Genomic DNA, 18,215 nt, shown 5'->3' with positions numbered 1-18,215 from the left:
TAATAGGGATATTAGGATATATGTGGCCGTTGACTATCACACCAGACTCGACGATGAGGGTTCATTATTCAACCCCTTATTCGTCGACCGTCGGAAGCCCCCACTCGTCGAACACCAGTTCGAAGAGTTTCCGCTGGACAGTCCGGTTGTGCTGGTAGAACGCTGCCGGCGAAATATCGAGCGTCTCGGCAATCTCCTCGCCGGATTGCTCGCGTGGCGACTGGAAGTAGCCGCCGTAGTACGCGAACTGAACGACCTCGAGTTGTCGGTCGGTCACTCGCTCGAGCAGTGTCGATCGCATGTCTCGCCCGGTCGTTCGCTCAACAGATTGTTTCGAGCGAAGAGTGACGTCTGCGAGCGTGTGCGAAACGACGTCGGCGGTCTTTCGCTCGTCGACGCCGTGAGGGACTTCGACGACCAGGCGAGCATGCTCCGGCGTCGCCTCAACGTGGCGCAACACCGCACCGTGGTCAGCGAGTTGTGAGGCAAGCGACGGGCCAGCGAGTGCCAGGACGACGGTCGCGCCATTACCGTCGTCGCCGCGATTACTGTCGCTCTCGCCGACGCTCTTGTCTGGCGTTGTCTCGGTACGGTCACCACCCAGAACCCACGCGTGCTCGATCGCAACGAGGTCGTCGGCTGCGCGAACAACGTCTCCAGCGGACGCGCCCTCGACTGTCGCAAAGATCGTGACGCCGGTTTCGCGCTGGCGAACACCGCCGTCGACCGAGAGCGTACACTCGCTATGACTGGCCAGCCGTGAGAGGACGAACCCCGGATCGGCAACGTCGAACTCGAGGCGTGTACTCGACTCGGAAAGCAGCGCGCTCTTGCGCTCGATGCCAGCGATTGCCGAGGCAACGATCTCGCCGAGTTCCGCGAGGACAGCCCGCGTCATCTCGTCAATGGCGTCCGGCCGATCGGCGTAGACGGTCAACACCCCATAGGTGAACTCATCGTAGGCGATTGGGACGCTGATTACTGAGTGGTACTCGCGGGCGAGTGCTTCGGACCGCCAGGCGGCGTCGCGCAGGTCAGTCGCGACGTTGTCGACGATTGTCACCTCACGATTGCGGGCTGTTCTGACCGCCGGTTCGCTGTGTGAGTCATCCACGTCGTCGCCGTCACGCTCGAGGTGGAGTGAAACGCCATCGAGGTAGTCGCTACCGCGTCCAGTTTCGGCGCGCGTCCGCGGAACGAGTTCATCGCTGCCAGCGTTGACAGCACCGATCCAGGCGAACGAGAACCGGTCGGCCGTCGTCAACCGATCGCAGACTGCGCGTTCGATCTCCTCGCGCGTCTCAGCGCGAACGAGTGCGACGTCGATTTCGCGGATGATCTCGTTGACTCGATTGAGCCGAGCGAGCTGTCGATTCCGCTGTTTGAGCGTCCGATCTCGTTCGCGGAGCCCGCGCTCGCGTTTGACCCGATCAAGTGCCGCCTCGGCTGTCGTCGCCAGCAGATCGGTCAACTCACACAGTACCTCATCGAAGGCATCCGGTTCGTCAGTACCAACAAGGAACACGCCGTGGTCGCCGAGTGGAACGATGCCTACGCTTTTGATATCTGTCGTCGGATTCGAAAACAGCGGTGACTCCTGCACGTCACGGTAGAAATGACTCTCCCCCTCGACGAACACGTCGCCCGTAATGCTGTCTCGAGTGGCTCTCCGTGGCGCGAGCGGCCCGTGTAGAGCGGTCATCTCGCGGGAGTGGGCGACCGGACGCAACACGTTTTCGTCGGTATCGAACAGAAACGCGGCGCTGGCGTCCAGGTCGAGGACGTCCGCCGACGCCTCGACGATAGCGGTTGCGATTTCGTGGTCTGTTTCGGCGTACAGCAAGTCCTGTGAGGTCCGGTGCAATGCCGTTAGCGCCTCCTCGCGGCGCTTGCGTTTCGTGATGTCACGACAGCTATACAGTAACGTCCCGTCCTGAATCGACACTTCGCGGACGGTGACCAACAGCGTGTGTTCGCGGCCGGCCTGATCCGTCGCCGTACACTCGATATTTGTCAGGACGCCCTCGGCGGCGAGTTCCTCCCGGTCGAACAGATCAGGCTCGAGCAAGGTATCAATGGTTCCCATTTCGTGGATTTCGTCGTCCGAGTAGCCGAAGATAAAGTGGACGTTCGGGCAGACATAGGTGAACGCACCCGTCTCGTCCGTAATGAGAATCGTATCGGTCATGTTGTTCAGCGTCACCCGATGGAGTTCCTCGGACTCTCGGAGTTCGGCCTCGAGACGCGCACGTTCGGTGACGTCGCTCATCCGTACGAGGACGGCGGTAACCGTCTCACCGTCGATCACCGGCCGCATGGAAAGTTCGAGCGTCTGTGGCCCCGCGTCGTGCATCGTTCGCCGAAGCTCCTGGCGGACGACGCTTCTCTCCTCGAGTGCGCGCTCGAGTACCTGCGATACCGTGGTCTCGCCCCCGTCGACGGCGTCGAACCACGCCAACTCCGGAAACGTCCGCTCGTTTCCATCTGCGCTGTCCATCACCTCGCGTGCAGCCTCGTTCGCCCGTCGAATGTGACCATCGGGGGCGAGCACCCACGCTGCCGTCTCAGGGTCGTCGAAAATCGCATCGAACTGGCGGGCTCGAGCCTTCGTTTCGGCGCGTTCGTGGCCAGTCTCGAGGGCGCGCTCGAGTGCCCCCGCGAGGGCGTCGGCTGCGGCGTCATCGTCTCGTGGAACGTATTCTGTCACTCCCGCTGCGACCGCATCGCTCGCCAGTGACTCGTCCCCGTTCCACGGGGCGAGGACGACTGGCACCTCACTGCGTTCGCGAACGCGCTCGAGCAATGCGAGGCCGGAGCCGTCGGTGAGACGCTGTGGCGTAACGAGACAGTCGAGATCGCCGCTCGAGATCGCTTCGAGGGCGTCTGTGGCCGTTGGGACTGTCGACACGCTGGCTGCGAACTCTCGCTCGACCGTGATTGGTTCGACGTCCGCGGCCGGTTCGACGACGATGACTCGTGGCTCGTCGTCGGCGTATGCAAAACCCATTCGATGGCTCTACGACGGCCGGTGGATAGAATCCATCGGTCGCGATGGGAGTCCCTACGAGCGGGGCTGTTCATCCCGGATACCCGCAGCAAACGCCTCTACACTGCGATAGAGCACGTACGCCCCAGCGAGGCCGATCAACAGGCCGGGCTCGAGGGAGTCCCCACGAACGGCCCCAAGCGCAGCCGAGAGCCCAATGCCGGTGACTGCGAGCAAAAACAGGGCGGTTGCGCCAGCCACCAGCGACACGGCGACGTATCGTGCGGTCGTTGCGGGCGGCGAACCGCGACGCAGTGCGTCGGTACCGCGTTCGGAAATGGCACTGACTTCGACAGCGACCTGCAGTCCGATCACGAGCGCACACGCGGCCAGTCCGACGAGGCCGAGTGTCGACGAGAGGAGCGTTGTTTGTCCTGCGATCTCGAGGGCCACAATGAGGACGAGAAAGACGGCCATCGCTGCCGGAAGACCGATGGCGATGGCGATTTTTGCCTGCGACAGCGCATCTGCACACGCCGACCGCAGTGGACTCGACATAGGAAACCTGTTGTTCTTCTGAATAATAGTGATTCCGGTCGCTCACGTGAACAGGCCGGCGTACTTCGACCAGACGCCCCAGAGGGGGACCCAGCCGTCGTCGGGCGAGACGCGATCTGCGAGGACAGCGTTGAGGACGGCCCCGAGTAACAGACAGAGGCTTCCGAAGTAGACCCACGTCAGGATGAGCAAGATTGCGCCGGCGATCCCGAACAGGGCGACGCTATCGGAGGTTGCAACGTAGAAGCGAAAGCTCGCGGCGAGGACTGCCCATGACAGCGCCGCGAAGATCGTTCCTGGGAACACCTCCCGGACTGAGACCTCAACCTGCGGAAAGAGGTAGTACATCGGAAGGAAGACGACCATCAGCAGGCCGGTCAAGACGACAGAGCCGGCCGCTGTCGCGGCGAGCCCACCGCCGCGAATTGAGACGCTGATGCCGACGATACTGACCAGTGCCACACTGGCGACCAGCGTGAGCATCATCAGTACAACGTTGAATCCCGTGACGAGCGTCACTGTCGCCGCCGTCGTCATGTACGACTCCGTCTTGCGTGAGCCATAGACATCGGTAAAGGCGCTGTTGACTGCCTGAAACAACCGGATGGCGCTCCAGAGCAAGATCACGAGCGCCAGAATCGCCGCGTACGTCCGAGCAGTGTTCCCCTCCGCAGTCGCCGCCTCGAGGCCCTCCTCCGAGACCATCCCCTCGAGTCCGGTTGCTTCCTCGAGCGCGGTGAGCAGGGGCTCGAGTGCGTCGACGAGCGTGACGCCGACGAGCAACAGGATGACGAGCGGGACGAGCGTGTTGAACCCGTGATAGGCCAGACCAGCGGATTTGACGCTGATCTGGCGCTCGCGGGCGACAGCGGCGACGTCTCGAGCGAGGGCAAAGAGACTCGATCTCGAGTCCGACTCGGCCATACGGTGGCCTCAACGGGGGGATACAAGTCCGTTTGGCCGGCACCGCAGTGTTCAGTGGTGGATTGGGGTTCTCGAGCACTCGAGTGGCCCTATTCGTCGTGGACGATCGACTGTACGTGGCCGACTGCGCCGTTTTTCAGTTCGACTTTGGGGCCTGCTGGATCGTCCTCGTAGATCGTGCCGATTTCGCCGATGAGTGGCTCGCTGTCCTCGGATTGGATGTCCTGGTCGCCCTGGACGAGTTCGACGGTGATGCCCTGGCGGAGTTCAGAAGCGGTGGGGCATTCGCTTGACATACAGGTGGGTGTGAGCCAGTGGCGTCAAAAAGGGTCGTGCCTGCATTCGCGTCGGCCGGTGTTGGCAGCTTACGCCCCGTCTTCGTCCTCGAACTCGAGGGCAACGGAATTGATACAGTAGCGTTTGCCCGTCGGTTCGGGGCCGTCCTCGAAGACGTGCCCGAGGTGGCCCCCACACTCGGCACACAGTACTTCGGTGCGGCGCATGCCGTTGCTGGTGTCGAGACGGGTCTCGATGCGGTCGTCGTCGGTGTCGTAGAAACTCGGCCAGCCACAGCCGGAGTCGAACTTGGTTTCGGAGTCGAACAGTTCGGTCCCACAGCCGGCACAGGCGTAGCTGCCGTCGTCTTTGTGATCGACGTACTCGCCGCTGAATGGGGCTTCCGTGCCGGCTTCGCGCAGGATGCGATACTCCTCGTCGCTGAGTTGCTCACGCCACTCTGCGTCGTCTGCTGGACGGTCGTCAGCGTCGCCTCGTTGTCCCATACGCTCCGTATGGCGGTGACGGCAAAGAATCTGTCCGCACCGATCGCAACCGTCTCCTATCGGTGGGTCATCACGTCTGTACTCTCACACTGTGGGCATTGGGTCATCCGGCCGAGTTTCGGCACCTCGAGGCGGAGCCACTCGTCGTCTCCGCCGGGTGCTTCGAACCCACAGTTGCGACACCGCGAGTAGTTCGTGGTGGCTGTGTTACTGGCCATGCGCGAATGTATGCTATTGAGTCTCATATAGGTTCGTTCAGCGTGATCGGAATTGTCAGCCTGTGCGAGTATCAATTGCCAGCCCACAACGCACACATTCACGGCCCTCGACCGCTAACGCCAATCAATGACTGTCGCGCGTACCGTCGAACTCGAGGGCCACATCATCGACTCGGGGACGATGGGCCATTGCTTCGGCGTCGTCATGGACATGGGCGGCGAGTTCGACGTCGAGGAGTTCGAGGTCGGCCGCCACAAACACGCGGAATCGTACTGCCGGCTACGGGTGATGGCCGAGACCGAGTCCGATCTGCGGGCGATTCTCCACGAACTCAACCAGCAGGGTGCGACCGTGGCTGACCCTCGAGATGCCACGCTCGAGGAGGCACCGGAAGACGGTGTCGTCCCGGTCGAGTTCTACTCGACGACGAATCACCCGACCGCCGTTCGCGTCGGGGGCGAGTGGATCGACGTCGAAAACGTCGAAATGGACTGTGCGCTCGTGGTGGAACCAAACGGCGAGTCGTCCCCACGAGTCACGACCAGAGTCTTAAACGCCGTCGAGGAAGGCGACCTGGTCGTCACCGGCGAGACTGGCATCCGGGTCGAACCGCCTGAACGCCCCCGCGACGGCGGTGGCTCCTTCGGATTCATGCAAGGAGGCGTCTCGAGCGAGCGACCATCCGCATCGTTGATCGAAGAGATCGCCGACGAAATGCGTGACGTGCGTGAAGCCGATGGCACTGTGCTTGTCGTCTGCGGCCCGGCAATCGTTCACTCCGGTGGTCGGAACGCGCTGGCAGACCTCGTTAGCGCGGGATTCATCGACGCACTCAGCGCCGGTAACGGCTTTGCAGTGCATGACTTAGAGCGAGACCTCTATGGGACCTCGCTGGGCGTCGACACCGAGAGTCTCGAGCACCCGCGGAACGGCCACAAACACCACATCTACACGATCAGCGAGATCGTCCGTCTCGGTGGAATCGAGGCGGCCGTCGATGAGGGCGTCGTCGACGAGGGCGTGATGTACGAGTGTATCGAAAACGACGTGCCCTACGTCCTCGCGGGTTCGATCCGCGACGATGGCCCGTTGCCGGATACGATCACCGACGCACTCGAGGCCCAGAACGCTATCCGCGAGCAGGCCCACGAGGCCGACCTCGTCCTCATGCTCTCGACGCTGTTGCACTCCGTGGCCGTCGGCAACTGCCTTCCCTCGACCACGAAAACCGTCTGTGTCGACATCAACCCCGCGACCGTCACCCAGTTACTCGACCGGGGCAGTGCACAGGCCGTCGGACTCGTCACCGATATCGGGGCGTTCCTGCCGATGCTCCGAGACGAGTTACTCGAGTGACCTGCGGTATCGTCTCCCATACGATGTGTTGACTTGATTGATAGATCTTTGAGCGAAATTGTAACTCAAAAATGATTCTTCAGCGAGAGGTATTTACGGAGCCGATTACATAACCTGCTATGGAACGACGACAGGTCTTAACTGCTCTCGGGGGAACGGCTGTGACCCTTTCGATTGCGGGATGTCTCGACGACAGTGATACCGGTTCGACTCCCAATGATTCGGATACTGGTCAGTCCGGAACCGACGACGAGTCAACCGATGACGAAACGGGGGGAGAGTCGGCGGAACTGATTGAGTCGAGCGATAGAACCCTTGGCGAGGCTGCTGACGAGTTTGAGGAAGCGCTCGACGAAGCCGACGATCCAATGAGCGAGTCATATGCAATCGAGACCGCGCCGATCAATGCACGGATTGACGACGCTGAGAGCGACCTTGAGGACGCTCGTGATGGGGCGACCGACAACCAACTCGAGACGATCCACGCGCTCGAAGACACAGCAGACTTCTTCCGCGATTTTGTCGGTGCGATCTCGGCAGTTAGCGACGCGTTCGACGAGTTTGAGGTCTGGGAACAGTACTTGGATCAAGGGCGGTGGGATGATGCGGTCGACGCTGCAGCACAGGCGAGCGCGTACAACGACGAGGCGAAGGATAGCGTGACAGTCGCTCAATCGACGTTCGACGACATCGATACGGCGGCGCTCGAAGATGTCGACGAGATTGACCGCGTGGAACTGGAGACTGATCTCAAAGAAATCGACGAAACGCTGGCCGTTCTTGACGTGTTCTTTACCGGGTGCGAACAGCTGACAAAAGCAATGATTCCGCTCGAATCCGGCGCCGATGCCCTTGAACGGGAGGACTTCACCACGGCATCAGACGAGTTCTCGTCGGCGGCGGGAAAATTCGACATTGCGTATACTACGTTCAACGACGCCGAAGACGATGCACCGGCTGCGTTCCGTGCAGATCTGATTGATCTCTCCTGTCAGATGGAGGCGTTCAGTGACGCGGCGGATTACTACTCCCGCGGCGCCGACGCGTACGCGAGCGGTAATTTCGCTGAGGGTGACGAACATTTCGAAGCCGGCGAAACGGCCGAATCCCGCTGTGAAAATGACGACGTCGCCTTCGGTCTCCGGTAAGCGATCGGCGAAAACTGCGGATGTCCCAAGACAGCGAGCGGACCGAAAATGAGTATCGGTGCCGACGCAGTCCAGATTCACAATCCGCCGATCACTGAACCGAGAACTCACCGTCGGGACGAGTTCGTGATGAAATCCTTCGTCCGTGTCCATTATAGTCGTCTGCACCTTATCGTGTGCAACGATGGATTCCCGGGATAACCTCGCCGCTGCCGCCCTTGAGACACTCCCGATCACCGTCGCCATACTCGACGACGAAGGGGAGATTCTACTCACAAATCAGTCGTGGCGCACGTTTGAGGGCGAAGAGATACCCAATGATCACATTGGCGTTAATTACGTCGCAACCGCGGCGATGGACCGTGATGACGACGAACACGCCGAACAAGCAGTCAACGGTATCACAGCCGTTCTCGCTGGTGAACAGGAGACGTTCTCGATGGAGTATCCATGTCACTCTCCGGAGGAGAAACGATGGTTCCTGATGCGTGCGAGTCGATTTACCGTCGATGATGAGACACGGGTTTCGGTTGTCCACCTCGACATCACTGAACGGAAACTCGCCGAAATCGCCGCCGAAGCCTCAGCCGAACAGGTACGTGAAGAGCATCGCGCCTTAGAGCACGTCCTCCATCGCGTCGACGGCCTCATCCGTGACGTCACCGATGCCGCTGTCGGCGCAGGCAACCGCGATGACATCGAACGACGCGTCTGTCAGCGCCTCGTTGATACCGAGCCGTACGTCCTCGCTTGGATCGGCCGCGTCGACGTCGCGACACAGCGAATCACGCCACAGGCATGGGCTGGCCACGACGACGTCCCACTCGAGGATGCCGACCTCGTCCTCGACGCTGGCGATGCCCAGAGCCACCCCGCCGTGCAGGCGCTCGAGGGTGGGGATTCACACGTTATTCAGGATATTGCGACGTTCGATGACGCCGACCGCTGGTGGCCCACCTGTGCCGGTGAGCGGTTTCACTCTGTCGTCGCGATTCCACTCGAGTACGGCGATGTGACTTACGGCGTACTCGTCTTGTTTGCCGACGAACCGAACGTCTTTGACGGCCGCGAACTGCCAGTTCTCGAGTCGCTCGCGGGAACGGTCTCGACCGCACTCAATGCGATCGAAACCCGACGTATGCTTACGACTGAGACCGTCGTCGAACTCGAGGTGGCGATCGAAGATTCGTCGCTGTTCGTCACGGCGCTTGCCAATGCACTCGAGGCGACGCTTACCTATCGAGGAATAACCTACGACGAACACGGCACGCCGCTTGCGTTCTTTCATGTCGATCGGACAGCGGGCGTGGTCGATGCGGCCGCGGATATCGATGCCATCGAGCGGGCGTCTGTTGTAACCGAGTACGAGGAAGGCGTCTTACTCGAGGTCGCACTCTCGTCTGGGCTCGTAACGGCGCTTGCGAACCACGGCGCGATGATCCAGCGCCTTGACGTCGACGATCGCGTCGCTGATCTGGCACTCGAGTTGCCAAACGGGCAGTCTGCTCGGTCGGCGTACAATACCGTCACGGAGCGCTACGACCGGGTCGAGTTACTCAGCTACCACGAGACTGACCAGCCAACACAGACGCCTCGCGACATCACCGCACAACTCGACGAACGCCTGACTGACCGCCAGCAGATGGCGCTTCGAAAGGCCTACTACGCCAACTATTTCGAGTGGCCACGTGATGTCTCGGGTGAGGAACTGGCTGATTCGATGGGCGTCTCCCGATCGACGTTTCACCAGCACCTCCGCGCCGCACAGCGAAAATTGCTCGAGGAACTGTTTGCCGCGGACCCGACTAGTGAGGGCTAGCTATTTTATATATACTTGTTGTAGGGGAGACACCAACCGGTGCGTCCGGATTACTAGTCACCAATGAAACAGGAACACATCGACGCCGGGAAGGCGATACAACGCCGCACCGGAAAGACGTTCTATCTTGCCACAAAATTCCTCCCGGAGCGTGTTCGACACTCGACACACGTCCTCTATGCGTTCTTTCGGATCGCAGACGAGGTTGTCGACGATGCCGACGGCGTCCCGCCAGCACAACAACGGGCCGAACTCGAGTCGCTTCGTGAACAGGCACTTGGTGAGACGGATCCCGACGACCCGGTTCTCGAGGCGTTCATCGAACTTCGCGACCGGCACGGCATTGCCGATGAGGAGGTCAACGAGTTCATCGATGCCATGGCGACTGATATTGAGACGAGTCGCTACGACACGTATGCTGATCTCGAGGCCTACATGCGCGGATCAGCGGCTGCTGTCGGTGTGATGATGACGGCGATCATGGAACCCGACATGGAGGAGGCGGCGCTTCCACACGCGGTCAAACTCGGCGAAGCCTTCCAACTCACGAACTTCCTCCGTGACGTTCGCGAAGACATCCTTGACCGGGATCGTATCTATCTTCCGCAAGCGACCCTCGAGGAACACGGCGTCAGTGACGCACAGATCGAACGTCTCGAGTACTCCGATGACTTTGCGGCGGCGATGGCACACGAACTGCAACGAGCAGAAGAACTGTATCGAGAGGGCGTGGCTGGAATTCGGTACTTGCCCGAAGATTGCCAGTTGCCGGTGTTACTGTCGGCCGTGCTTTACGCGGAACATCATGCACTTATTCGTCACCAGGAGTACGATGTACTCTCCACTGAGCCCGCTCTCTCGACAACGCGCAAACTCTGGTGTCTAGCGAAAACGCGCTGGCACTGGCACTGGAATCGAGACCCGGAAGCGGTATTTCACCGCGTCTCGGCGGTTCCGACCGTTGATCCCGACCCCCATGGCCGCAGCCCCGGTCACGGTGACAGCGTCCCGACGCAGTAACCTGCTTATCAAGGCCGCAAATATCGTAGCCATCCGTTTGTGTCTGGTTCGTCCGAACACAGAGGTATGAGCAACAGTACGCAAACGCCGTCCTCGTAGGCACACACCCAGCGTGGTTCGAACAACGCCTCGAGAGAGTCGCAGTCGCCAGCAGCACCGGATTCGGAGAACGACCTGCTCGCAGTTGAAGCGAGTGAGCAGGAATTAGGACGGCGGTGGTCTCTCTCTCGGCGTCTGGCTGGTACTGACGCTCGCTGCTGTCGGTCTGCTCATGCTGACCGGCGATTCGATTTCGGCAGTGTTCGTCTAATCGACCCGCGAGTTCGGTTTGCAGTTGTAGACCGTGCTGTTACCGGTACCAGCTGTGTCTGTGTTCGTAGTCTCCCTCGTTTTTTTCGTTCGCCCGCTCTTTGCGAGACATGGGAGTCTCAACCGACCGCGTCCGATAGAGGTACAAGCCACCGACGAGCAGCGGTGTGGCCAAGCCACCATAGGCCTCGAGTCCGAACGCCACGACTGCGAGGCAGGTACTGAGCCCCATCGCTACGGCCCAGGGAATCGCCGTCGAGAGGCGCTTCCGGCGGGCGTTGTAGTACACCGCTGCCGTCGGCGGCAGGACGATGATTGCGCCGATCAATCCGAGCGCCAAGATCATAGTTCCAATTTCGGACATACTCGGTCCAATAACGCCCTTACGTAAAAATCCTCTTCAAATTTAGCCAAAGAGAACTTCTAAGAGATATTTTACCGCATATTTATTGACGGAATCGCGGTTCGAACCATCTCCCAGTCGTACCGATCCGTACTGAACAGTCCAAGACAGAACAGCCCGGCGACACCTGCTGCAATCCAGTTGCCATAGAGGAGATTAATCGCGCCCCACAGCAATACGAAGCTCACGAGGTCGTCGAGGATGAACACGCACTCTTCGACGCGCTCGAGGAGTGCTTCTCGGTCGAAGGCCAACTCCACGAGGAGGATAGCAACAGTTCCGGAGAGAACCCATCCAAGGTAATTTGAGAGCGGAACGCCGTAGAATCCACCCGAGTCGAATTCCCAGAAGCCGATAGCGACGGCAGCAGGGTCCAGGACGACGTCCACTGCGACGACGGCAGCGATGGCGACCGGCACTCGGACGAACAGCCGATCACGCCAGTCACCGAGTACCAACAACGTCAGCAGATATGCGTTCAAGACGAGTGGGATAAAAAACAGCGGGAGCGCTATCGGGACCTCACCGAAGAGCATCGGCCCGAGTTGAATCGTGTACTCGAACGCGCCATAGGGCCAGTCCGTCCGAACGCCAATCATCTCGATTGCGTACGTATAGATCGTCAACACGCCGAGACAGCCAAGCGCCCACCAGCCAATCCGTGGTAAGAGGCCGACCAGCAGCGGTGAGCGCATAACTGCCGTACCAAAGAGGATAAACAGCGGATTGTACGCAAGCGGCCCCGTCAGCCAGCCTTCAGCACTCGCAACGAGCGTCACCGCGCCAACGAACGGGAACACAACCGCGATCGTAAACCGATTCTCCCGAATAATTTGCTCGAGTCGATGCTGTATGTTCGCTCGTGTGCTGTTGCGGTCGTCGTGATCGTGTGCTCGAGTGTTTGTATTATCCATAGAGCAACCTCCAGAGTCCGCCCATCGTCAGCACTGCGCCGACGACGGTGTTGATTGCCGGGAACCACCAGTACGCGCGGTCGACGTCGACGCTCGCGGTGGCAATTGCCCCCACGAGGACGGGGTAGACGAGCATGACCGCGCCCAGTCGCACGTCGAGTGCGCCAAAGGCGAGTGCGCTCGCGAGCCAGCAGGCCCCGCAGTAGGCGTAGGTCCGTTGTGCTCCCAACACGGTCGCCGTGGTCCGAATACCCGTTTCACGGTCGGGTTCGATGTCTGGGATCGCCGAAAACGTGTGCATGCCCATCGCCCAGAGCCAGCCGCCGACAACGGCGAGGACGGGTGGCTGCGTCCCAGCGACGGCCGCGTAGGCCGCCGCGCCCGGGAGGATGTACAGGCCGTTCGAGACCGAATCCAGTAGGGGAGTTGTCTTGAATCGCACTGGTGGCGCGCTGTAGGCGGCCCCAAGCACGACAAATGCAGCGAGCCACGGCCACGCGGGAGTCGGTACAACCGGCGCGAAAACGAGCGGGAGCGCCCCGCAGAGTCCGACCAGCAGTGGGACGACTCGCTGCCCACGATACCGGCTCTCCTTTTCGTCTTTCTTCGGATTTGCAGCGTCGATCTCGCGGTCGTAGATGTCGTTGATTCCGTACAGAAACACATTCGCCGGGAGCAGAAAGTATGCAAACAACACGACCGCTGCAGGCGTGACTACCTCGGCTGGAGCGGCCGCCCCGTAGGCAACCCCAACCAGCACCGGTCCCGCGAGGTAGAGCCAAAAACGCGGCCTCGAGAGCGAGAGCAGATACACGAGAGAGCCTGTCTGCGTCTTGTTGCTGTCTCCCATCAGGGCCACCCGTCCTCGCGAATCCAGTGGCTCCGTGCCCGCTGGCGATGCGTCGATCGGGACGCTGTACTCACGTGTCGATCACTCCGCGCTCGAGTGGTGCTGGTGTGATGCGTGGCCGTAATCCGCTTCGACTGCCTCGGCCGTCAACCCGCCGCTGATGAGACACATTGGGACGCCGATTCCGGGGGTCGTATCCCCACCGACGAAGTAGAGACCATCAACCTCCTTCGAGCGCCGCGGCGGCCGAAACAGCGCCGTCTGGCGAAGCGTATGCGCGAGTCCAAGCGCCGTCCCGTCGTAGCTGTTGTATCGTGAGGCAAAATCCTCGACCGAGAACTGTTCCTCGAGGACGATCCGGTCACGAATATCCGTCCCAGTGTTGGTCGCAATATCCGCAAGCACTTCGTCGCGGTACTCCTGGCGGATCTCTGGGGTATCCTCGAGCCCTGGCGCGATCGGCACAAGGACGAACAGGGCGCTGTGGCCATCAGGTGCAACGGTGTCGTCCGTTTCGGATGGAACGCAACAGTAGTACGCCGGATCGTCGGGCCACGCTGGCTCATCGAAAATTTGCTCGAAGTGGCCGTCCCACTCCGTCGGCAGGACGAGCGTATGGTGGGCCAACTCTTCGACGTCGCCTTCGACGCCGAGGTAGAGCAAGAACGCGGAGGGAGCGTACGTGCGTGAGTCCCAGTAGTCGGCGTCGTAGCCACGTTGTTCTGCTGGCAGCAGGTCCTGTTCCGTGTGGGCGTAATCGGTGTTGCTCACGACCAAGTCGGGGCGAACCGGCCCGTCGGGCGTCTCGACGAGGAAGGCACCTTCGCGGCCTTTGATCGCTGTTGCTGGCCGGTCCGTGTCGTAGGTAACGCCAAGTTCGGTTCCCAGTTCAACAATGGCGTCGATGACCGCGCCGATACCACCCTCAGGATACCAGACACCGAGATTGAAATCGACGTGGCTCATCAGGTTATATAACGCTGGCGTGTTCGAGGGCGACCCCCCGAGAAAGACCAGCGTGTACTGCATGATCTGCTGGAGTTTTGGATGGTCGAAGTAGCTCTCGACGTGGCCCTGCATCGACCCCAACAGCGACAGGCCGCGGGCCTGACGCGCCACATCGAGGTCGATGAAATCCCGCAGTCTCGAGCGATCCTCGTAGACGAAGTGTTCCATCCCAACCTCGTAATTCTCGCGTGACTTCTCGAGATAGCGTTCTAACTGCTCGCCAGCGCCCTCCTCGTACTCCTCGAACAGTTCTTTCGTGCGCTCGAGGTCTGGCGTAATGTCGACCTGATCCCCGTCCTTGAAGAAAATTCGATAGTGTGGGTCAAGATGCGTCAACTCGTAGTAGTCCGAGGGCGTCCGGTCAAAATGGTCGAAAAACCGCTCAAAGACATCGGGCATCAGATACCACGACGGTCCCATATCGAATCGGAAGCCATCGCGCTCGAGTCGACTTGCTCGGCCGCCGAGTTGCTCGTTTTTCTCGAGGACGTGGACGTCAGCGCCGGCATCAGCGAGATAACACGCACTCGAGAGGCCACCGACACCACCTCCAACAACGACTACAGACTCATCGGTCAGCGGTTGCATAGGTATTCGTGACTGTCGCCGCAGTGAAAAGCCTATACCATACTGTGTAGGGTATCGGACCGAACGGTGCCAACACGCGAGAATCGAACACTCATCTGTGGTGGTCGCTCACGTCATCGATCCAATCTGATGACTGTCATCAGCATAATTAACTCGATTCCGTATCTGCGTACCTTTATATTCAATGCTGGTATACACCCACATGATGCCAGAAGTCACCGTCTCGGAGCAATTGTACGCAAAGCTCGAGGAACAGACCGACGAGTCCATCGAGGATGCGCTGTGGGAACTAATGTATCAGACACAGCGTGGCTATCAGTAATATCGCTCACACTTTGGCCTGCGTATCTAGCGCCCTCTATCGTCTACTCCGCCTCGAGTGCAATCGCTCGGCCCCCGTCGGGCAGCAAGCACGCGGCGGTATCCGCACGTAGAAATCAGTCGATGTGGCCTTCGCGACGGAGCTGATCTGCGTCCTGGCTGGTGTAGCGCCATTCAATCGTTGCTTTCTCGTCCTGCCAATCCCAGGGCTCGGCGACGACGATGTCGTCTTGCTCGATCCAGGTCCGGTATTTCATTCGTCCCGGAATGCGTCCGAGACGCTCCTCGCCGTCTGCACAGCGGAGTTGAACGTGGTTCCCACCGAGGTGCTCGGTGACGACGGCGAATACTTCATCGTTGTTGGGCATACGGAGATTCCGACGCCCGGATTCTTCTGTCACACTTGTCCTACGAACGGAAGACGTTTAAAAGATTGGAGAGCCGTGGTAACATGACTCTTGAAAAGACTGCTCACAGCTCTCGATCAGAGTCCGGATTCTCGAGGTCCCACAGAATTTCTGGTAAGAACGCCTCGAGATTGTCGATCACGCTGCGTTCGCTGACGTTTAACCCCTCACAGTGCTCGTGGGCCGACTCACGGATATCGACGTGGAGGTCGCCATCCTCGAGCCAGACGCCCAGCGGAAACACCGAACAGCGGGTGGGTTTCCAGTCCTCCTCGAGATGCAGCGTACAGAGGCCGTCCTCCCGGAGGAAGGCACAGGCACAGCCGTCCTCGGCGACGTGTTCGTCGCGGCCTTTCTCCTCGCGGGTGACGAACTTCTCGCCGCGAAAGTCCGTCGTCGTCTCCGCGAGGTTTGCCCGCTGGGCTAACTCGAGTAAGTCGCGGTCGTAGAGTAAGACGCCGTGGTGACAACACCACGTACAGTCGTCGACGCACTCGAACGTGAGGGTAGGATCGAACTCGACGACGACCTCGCGGTCGGGATAGACTTCGACGCGACGGGGGGCCTCGCTGCTCACGAACGAGGGGAGGAAGCGCGTGCGGAAGTGCCTTTCTTCCCGAGTCGAGGCGTTGGATCCGCTCGGTCAGTCGTACTCATTTACTCGGGTCAACAACCGTATTTCGGAGTGTCCCGACGCCTTCGTAAGTTATTTCGACCGCCTCACCTGGTTCGACTACTCCCGGATTCGCCGGGCTGCCAAACGCCACAACGTCGCCCGGTTGGAACGTAAATCGCCGCGAGAGATACGAGATGATCTCGTCGGGTTCGAACAACATCAATTCCGTGTTCGCCTCCTGACGGCGCTCGCCGCCAACATCTGTGTACATATCGATACCCGTCGGATCGAGGTCTGTCTCGAGCCATGGCCCGAGTGGCCCGGAGCCGTCGAATGCCTTCCGTGCGGTGCGGCCCTGCTGGTCGAGTGCATCCATGTCGTTCATGATCGTATAGCCGCGGACAACGTCTGATACCTCGTCCTCACTCACGTCGTGACACTCCTTGTCGATGACTGCAGCGAGTTCACCCGCGTATGTGAGTTCGTTCGTGAATTCTGGATAGAGAATGTCCGTTTCGTGGGCCAGCACCGAGACGGGTGGTTTGATGAAGAAGTCCGGTTCGTCGGGACGGTCGTACTCCATCTGCTCGAGCGTTTCGGCGTAGTTTCGCCCAACGCAATAGAGGGCAGACGGCTCACAGGGAGCGCACAACTCGCCATCTTCGCCGACCTCATATATCTCGTCGTCGCCGTACACGACGCCGTTTTCGTATCGTCCGGTCACTACCCCGTCGGCCGTCGCGATTCTCGCGACTCGCATACTGGTGCTGTGGTCGCTGACGGATTAGTCGTACCGATACCGGTACTGTGTCCACCTCGAGTCCATGGCATGTGCAACCCGGCCGACTTTTCGGCGCAGGTTCGTATGACGCCTATGGCAACCACAACCGACCGGACGAAGCTGCTACAGAACGCAGGCGTCGTCACGACGCTTGTCGACGCGGGCATGGAGTTTCTGAAGGGGAGACGAAAGAGCGGCGCGCTGTTGCTCGGTGCAGCCGCCGTTTCCTCGCGCATCCCCGGCTTCGGAACGGCCGTCTCAATTGGACTGCGTGCGTACCGTCGGCTCCGATAGCGTGTCGGTTGGCTTGTGTCCGGTATTTCGGGACCGAGTGCGTTACTCTTCGATGAGCAGGTAGGTTCGCGCGCCGCAGTTCTCGAGTGAGACGCGATGCGTGTCGACGTTTTCATCGACGAACCCTGCGATATCGTCAGCCGGCATCTCGGTGACGTCGATTCGACGGCGTTCTCGAGCGTTCGCTGCTGTTTCAGTCGAATCGGCTGAGGAGTCCTCGCTCGAGGCGGCCGTCATCGTGGGGTCGGTCGTGGCGTCGACGATCAGTGTCATACCGAGTAGTTAGACTGTTTGTATGTCAAACCGATCCGTCCGCAGTGAAAGTGAAAGTAGACGACAAATCGCGTGACGCCGGTGAATTGGTGGGTGGGTCGACTCTATTCTCAGCCGAGTCGTTTGATCGACACCTGCTGTGAACCGGCGGGCGTCTCGAGTGTGATGGTCTCTGCAATCGCTTCCGTTGCGTTTTCGCGCCACTGCTCGTGTGAATCGGCGTGGCGCTCTCGGATGCGTTCGGTGTCTGTCTCATCCACGGACGTCTCGGCGGCATCCTCGAGTTGTGGATACGCATCGACGATCTCGTCTGCAATGAGTTCGGCGGGCCGGATGTGGAGTGCGCCGGTCATGTGGGTATCGTCGACACGGTAGGCGTGGAGACGCGCTCGCATTCGGCCGTGAAACGGCGGTGTGACGCGGAGGACGGCCTCGCCGGGGTTTTCCTGCGTGTAGATATAGGCGTTGACGACATCATCGGGTGAGACGGCAAGCGAGCGGATTGCGGACGGATCTGGCCGTGTCTTAGGTTCAGGCTCGGAGTTGCCGTCTGCTTCGTCCTCGTCCTTCGGCGCTGTATCGTGGTCCCCCATTGGTCTCTGTTACGCTCGAGGACGTTTATCTGATCTGTTCTCGAGG

The 18,215-nt window shown here is 60.2% G+C and carries 21 protein-coding genes; 6 read left to right on the top strand and 15 right to left on the bottom strand.

Annotated features, from left to right (window positions below):
- Positions 1-76 precede the first annotated feature (76 nt).
- The 6 genes from G6M89_RS02605 to G6M89_RS02580 all read right to left on the bottom strand — a co-directional run bounded on the left by G6M89_RS02605 (position 77) and on the right by G6M89_RS02580 (position 5,468).
- Entirely contained in the window at positions 77-3,007 is a 2,931-nt protein-coding gene (locus G6M89_RS02605) for a bacterio-opsin activator domain-containing protein (RefSeq protein ID WP_165160232.1), read from the bottom strand.
- 54 nt (positions 3,008-3,061) lie between these two features.
- The gene (locus tag G6M89_RS02600; RefSeq protein WP_165160231.1) at positions 3,062-3,544 is read right to left on the bottom strand and encodes a hypothetical protein; all 483 of its coding nucleotides are present in this window, start codon (positions 3,542-3,544) and stop codon (positions 3,062-3,064) included.
- Between the two features lie 42 nt (positions 3,545-3,586).
- Positions 3,587-4,468, bottom strand: coding sequence for a YihY/virulence factor BrkB family protein (locus G6M89_RS02595; RefSeq protein ID WP_165160230.1), 882 nt, complete (start codon positions 4,466-4,468; stop codon positions 3,587-3,589).
- Between the two features lie 89 nt (positions 4,469-4,557).
- A complete protein-coding gene (locus G6M89_RS02590) occupies positions 4,558-4,764 on the bottom strand; it encodes a DUF2196 domain-containing protein (RefSeq protein WP_165160229.1) in 207 nt (68 codons plus the stop codon).
- A gap of 69 nt (positions 4,765-4,833) precedes the next feature.
- Entirely contained in the window at positions 4,834-5,250 is a 417-nt protein-coding gene (gene msrB / locus G6M89_RS02585) for a peptide-methionine (R)-S-oxide reductase MsrB (RefSeq protein ID WP_165160228.1), read from the bottom strand.
- Positions 5,251-5,306: 56 nt separating this feature from the next.
- Positions 5,307-5,468, bottom strand: a complete 162-nt coding sequence (locus G6M89_RS02580; protein ID WP_165160227.1) for a hypothetical protein — start codon at positions 5,466-5,468, stop codon at positions 5,307-5,309.
- A gap of 127 nt (positions 5,469-5,595) precedes the next feature.
- On the opposite strand from G6M89_RS02580, the gene G6M89_RS02575 reads away from it, so the two are divergent.
- The 4 genes from G6M89_RS02575 (at position 5,596) to G6M89_RS02560 (ending at position 10,812) form a co-directional block, all read left to right on the top strand.
- Positions 5,596-6,825 (top strand): TIGR00300 family protein, encoded by a 1,230-nt coding sequence (locus tag G6M89_RS02575; protein ID WP_165160226.1) that lies wholly within the window; start codon positions 5,596-5,598, stop codon positions 6,823-6,825.
- Positions 6,826-6,944: 119 nt separating this feature from the next.
- Complete coding sequence (locus tag G6M89_RS02570) at positions 6,945-7,973, top strand: hypothetical protein (RefSeq protein WP_165160225.1); 1,029 nt, start codon at positions 6,945-6,947, stop codon at positions 7,971-7,973.
- A 184-nt stretch (positions 7,974-8,157) separates the two neighbouring features.
- A complete protein-coding gene (locus tag G6M89_RS02565; protein ID WP_165160224.1) occupies positions 8,158-9,792 on the top strand; it encodes a bacterio-opsin activator domain-containing protein in 1,635 nt (544 codons plus the stop codon).
- A 63-nt stretch (positions 9,793-9,855) separates the two neighbouring features.
- Positions 9,856-10,812, top strand: coding sequence for a phytoene/squalene synthase family protein (locus G6M89_RS02560; protein ID WP_165160223.1), 957 nt, complete (start codon positions 9,856-9,858; stop codon positions 10,810-10,812).
- A gap of 349 nt (positions 10,813-11,161) precedes the next feature.
- Here G6M89_RS02560 and G6M89_RS02555 read toward each other — a convergent pair whose 3' ends face one another.
- The 4 genes from G6M89_RS02555 to G6M89_RS02540 all read right to left on the bottom strand — a co-directional run bounded on the left by G6M89_RS02555 (position 11,162) and on the right by G6M89_RS02540 (position 14,884).
- Positions 11,162-11,485 carry a hypothetical protein gene (locus tag G6M89_RS02555; RefSeq protein WP_165160222.1) on the bottom strand — a complete coding sequence of 108 codons (324 nt, stop codon included), beginning with the start codon at positions 11,483-11,485 and terminating at the stop codon, positions 11,162-11,164.
- A 71-nt stretch (positions 11,486-11,556) separates the two neighbouring features.
- Entirely contained in the window at positions 11,557-12,438 is an 882-nt protein-coding gene (gene cruF, locus G6M89_RS02550) for a bisanhydrobacterioruberin hydratase (RefSeq protein WP_165160221.1), read from the bottom strand.
- Positions 12,431-13,288 carry a prenyltransferase gene (locus tag G6M89_RS02545; protein ID WP_165160220.1) on the bottom strand — a complete coding sequence of 286 codons (858 nt, stop codon included), beginning with the start codon at positions 13,286-13,288 and terminating at the stop codon, positions 12,431-12,433. Before G6M89_RS02545 ends, cruF begins: the two co-directional genes overlap by 8 nt.
- Before the next feature lie 81 nt (positions 13,289-13,369).
- Positions 13,370-14,884, bottom strand: a complete 1,515-nt coding sequence (locus G6M89_RS02540) for an NAD(P)/FAD-dependent oxidoreductase (RefSeq protein WP_165160219.1) — start codon at positions 14,882-14,884, stop codon at positions 13,370-13,372.
- Between the two features lie 205 nt (positions 14,885-15,089).
- Here G6M89_RS02540 and G6M89_RS22835 point away from each other — a divergent pair, with 205 nt between their 5' ends.
- Positions 15,090-15,206: a phosphohydrolase gene (locus G6M89_RS22835; protein WP_394352354.1), complete on the top strand. Its 117-nt coding sequence runs from the start codon at positions 15,090-15,092 to the stop codon at positions 15,204-15,206.
- 115 nt (positions 15,207-15,321) lie between these two features.
- Here G6M89_RS22835 and G6M89_RS02535 read toward each other — a convergent pair whose 3' ends face one another.
- The 3 genes from G6M89_RS02535 to G6M89_RS02525 all read right to left on the bottom strand — a co-directional run bounded on the left by G6M89_RS02535 (position 15,322) and on the right by G6M89_RS02525 (position 16,988).
- Entirely contained in the window at positions 15,322-15,606 is a 285-nt protein-coding gene (locus G6M89_RS02535) for a translation initiation factor eIF-1A (protein ID WP_087713748.1), read from the bottom strand.
- Between the two features lie 70 nt (positions 15,607-15,676).
- Positions 15,677-16,189: a hypothetical protein gene (locus G6M89_RS02530; protein ID WP_165160218.1), complete on the bottom strand. Its 513-nt coding sequence runs from the start codon at positions 16,187-16,189 to the stop codon at positions 15,677-15,679.
- A gap of 76 nt (positions 16,190-16,265) precedes the next feature.
- Entirely contained in the window at positions 16,266-16,988 is a 723-nt protein-coding gene (locus tag G6M89_RS02525) for a fumarylacetoacetate hydrolase family protein (RefSeq protein ID WP_165160217.1), read from the bottom strand.
- A gap of 114 nt (positions 16,989-17,102) precedes the next feature.
- Here G6M89_RS02525 and G6M89_RS02520 point away from each other — a divergent pair, with 114 nt between their 5' ends.
- Positions 17,103-17,303 carry a hypothetical protein gene (locus tag G6M89_RS02520; protein WP_165160216.1) on the top strand — a complete coding sequence of 67 codons (201 nt, stop codon included), beginning with the start codon at positions 17,103-17,105 and terminating at the stop codon, positions 17,301-17,303.
- A 42-nt stretch (positions 17,304-17,345) separates the two neighbouring features.
- On the opposite strand, the gene G6M89_RS02515 is transcribed toward G6M89_RS02520, so the two are convergent.
- Together G6M89_RS02515 and G6M89_RS02510 are read right to left on the bottom strand one after the other, a co-directional pair.
- The gene (locus G6M89_RS02515) at positions 17,346-17,576 is read right to left on the bottom strand and encodes a hypothetical protein (RefSeq protein ID WP_165160215.1); all 231 of its coding nucleotides are present in this window, start codon (positions 17,574-17,576) and stop codon (positions 17,346-17,348) included.
- 110 nt (positions 17,577-17,686) lie between these two features.
- Positions 17,687-18,169: a hypothetical protein gene (locus G6M89_RS02510; protein ID WP_241175188.1), complete on the bottom strand. Its 483-nt coding sequence runs from the start codon at positions 18,167-18,169 to the stop codon at positions 17,687-17,689.
- Between the last annotated feature and the right edge of the window lie 46 nt (positions 18,170-18,215).

It is taken from the genome of Natronolimnobius sp. AArcel1, assembly GCF_011043775.1.
In the GTDB taxonomy this organism is placed as follows: domain Archaea; phylum Halobacteriota; class Halobacteria; order Halobacteriales; family Natrialbaceae; genus Natronolimnobius.
The sequence above is the reverse complement of the archived record's forward strand: the minus strand, read 5'-3'. Positions and strand labels throughout refer to the sequence as shown.

Coding starts and splice junctions, on each gene's coding strand:
- G6M89_RS22835 (WP_394352354.1), top strand. CDS start 15,090: ATGCCAGAAGTCACCGTCTCGGAGCAATTGTACGCAAAGCTCGAGGAA.
- G6M89_RS02570 (WP_165160225.1), top strand. CDS start 6,945: ATGGAACGACGACAGGTCTTAACTGCTCTCGGGGGAACGGCTGTGACC.
- G6M89_RS02580 (WP_165160227.1), bottom strand. CDS start 5,468: ATGGCCAGTAACACAGCCACCACGAACTACTCGCGGTGTCGCAACTGT.
- G6M89_RS02520 (WP_165160216.1), top strand. CDS start 17,103: ATGGCAACCACAACCGACCGGACGAAGCTGCTACAGAACGCAGGCGTC.
- G6M89_RS02515 (WP_165160215.1), bottom strand. CDS start 17,576: ATGACACTGATCGTCGACGCCACGACCGACCCCACGATGACGGCCGCC.
- G6M89_RS02545 (WP_165160220.1), bottom strand. CDS start 13,288: ATGGGAGACAGCAACAAGACGCAGACAGGCTCTCTCGTGTATCTGCTC.
- G6M89_RS02590 (WP_165160229.1), bottom strand. CDS start 4,764: ATGTCAAGCGAATGCCCCACCGCTTCTGAACTCCGCCAGGGCATCACC.
- G6M89_RS02555 (WP_165160222.1), bottom strand. CDS start 11,485: ATGTCCGAAATTGGAACTATGATCTTGGCGCTCGGATTGATCGGCGCA.
- G6M89_RS02560 (WP_165160223.1), top strand. CDS start 9,856: ATGAAACAGGAACACATCGACGCCGGGAAGGCGATACAACGCCGCACC.
- cruF (WP_165160221.1), bottom strand. CDS start 12,438: ATGGATAATACAAACACTCGAGCACACGATCACGACGACCGCAACAGC.
- msrB (WP_165160228.1), bottom strand. CDS start 5,250: ATGGGACAACGAGGCGACGCTGACGACCGTCCAGCAGACGACGCAGAG.
- G6M89_RS02605 (WP_165160232.1), bottom strand. CDS start 3,007: ATGGGTTTTGCATACGCCGACGACGAGCCACGAGTCATCGTCGTCGAA.
- G6M89_RS02510 (WP_241175188.1), bottom strand. CDS start 18,169: ATGGGGGACCACGATACAGCGCCGAAGGACGAGGACGAAGCAGACGGC.
- G6M89_RS02595 (WP_165160230.1), bottom strand. CDS start 4,468: ATGGCCGAGTCGGACTCGAGATCGAGTCTCTTTGCCCTCGCTCGAGAC.
- G6M89_RS02565 (WP_165160224.1), top strand. CDS start 8,158: ATGGATTCCCGGGATAACCTCGCCGCTGCCGCCCTTGAGACACTCCCG.
- G6M89_RS02575 (WP_165160226.1), top strand. CDS start 5,596: ATGACTGTCGCGCGTACCGTCGAACTCGAGGGCCACATCATCGACTCG.
- G6M89_RS02540 (WP_165160219.1), bottom strand. CDS start 14,884: ATGCAACCGCTGACCGATGAGTCTGTAGTCGTTGTTGGAGGTGGTGTC.
- G6M89_RS02600 (WP_165160231.1), bottom strand. CDS start 3,544: ATGTCGAGTCCACTGCGGTCGGCGTGTGCAGATGCGCTGTCGCAGGCA.
- G6M89_RS02525 (WP_165160217.1), bottom strand. CDS start 16,988: ATGCGAGTCGCGAGAATCGCGACGGCCGACGGGGTAGTGACCGGACGA.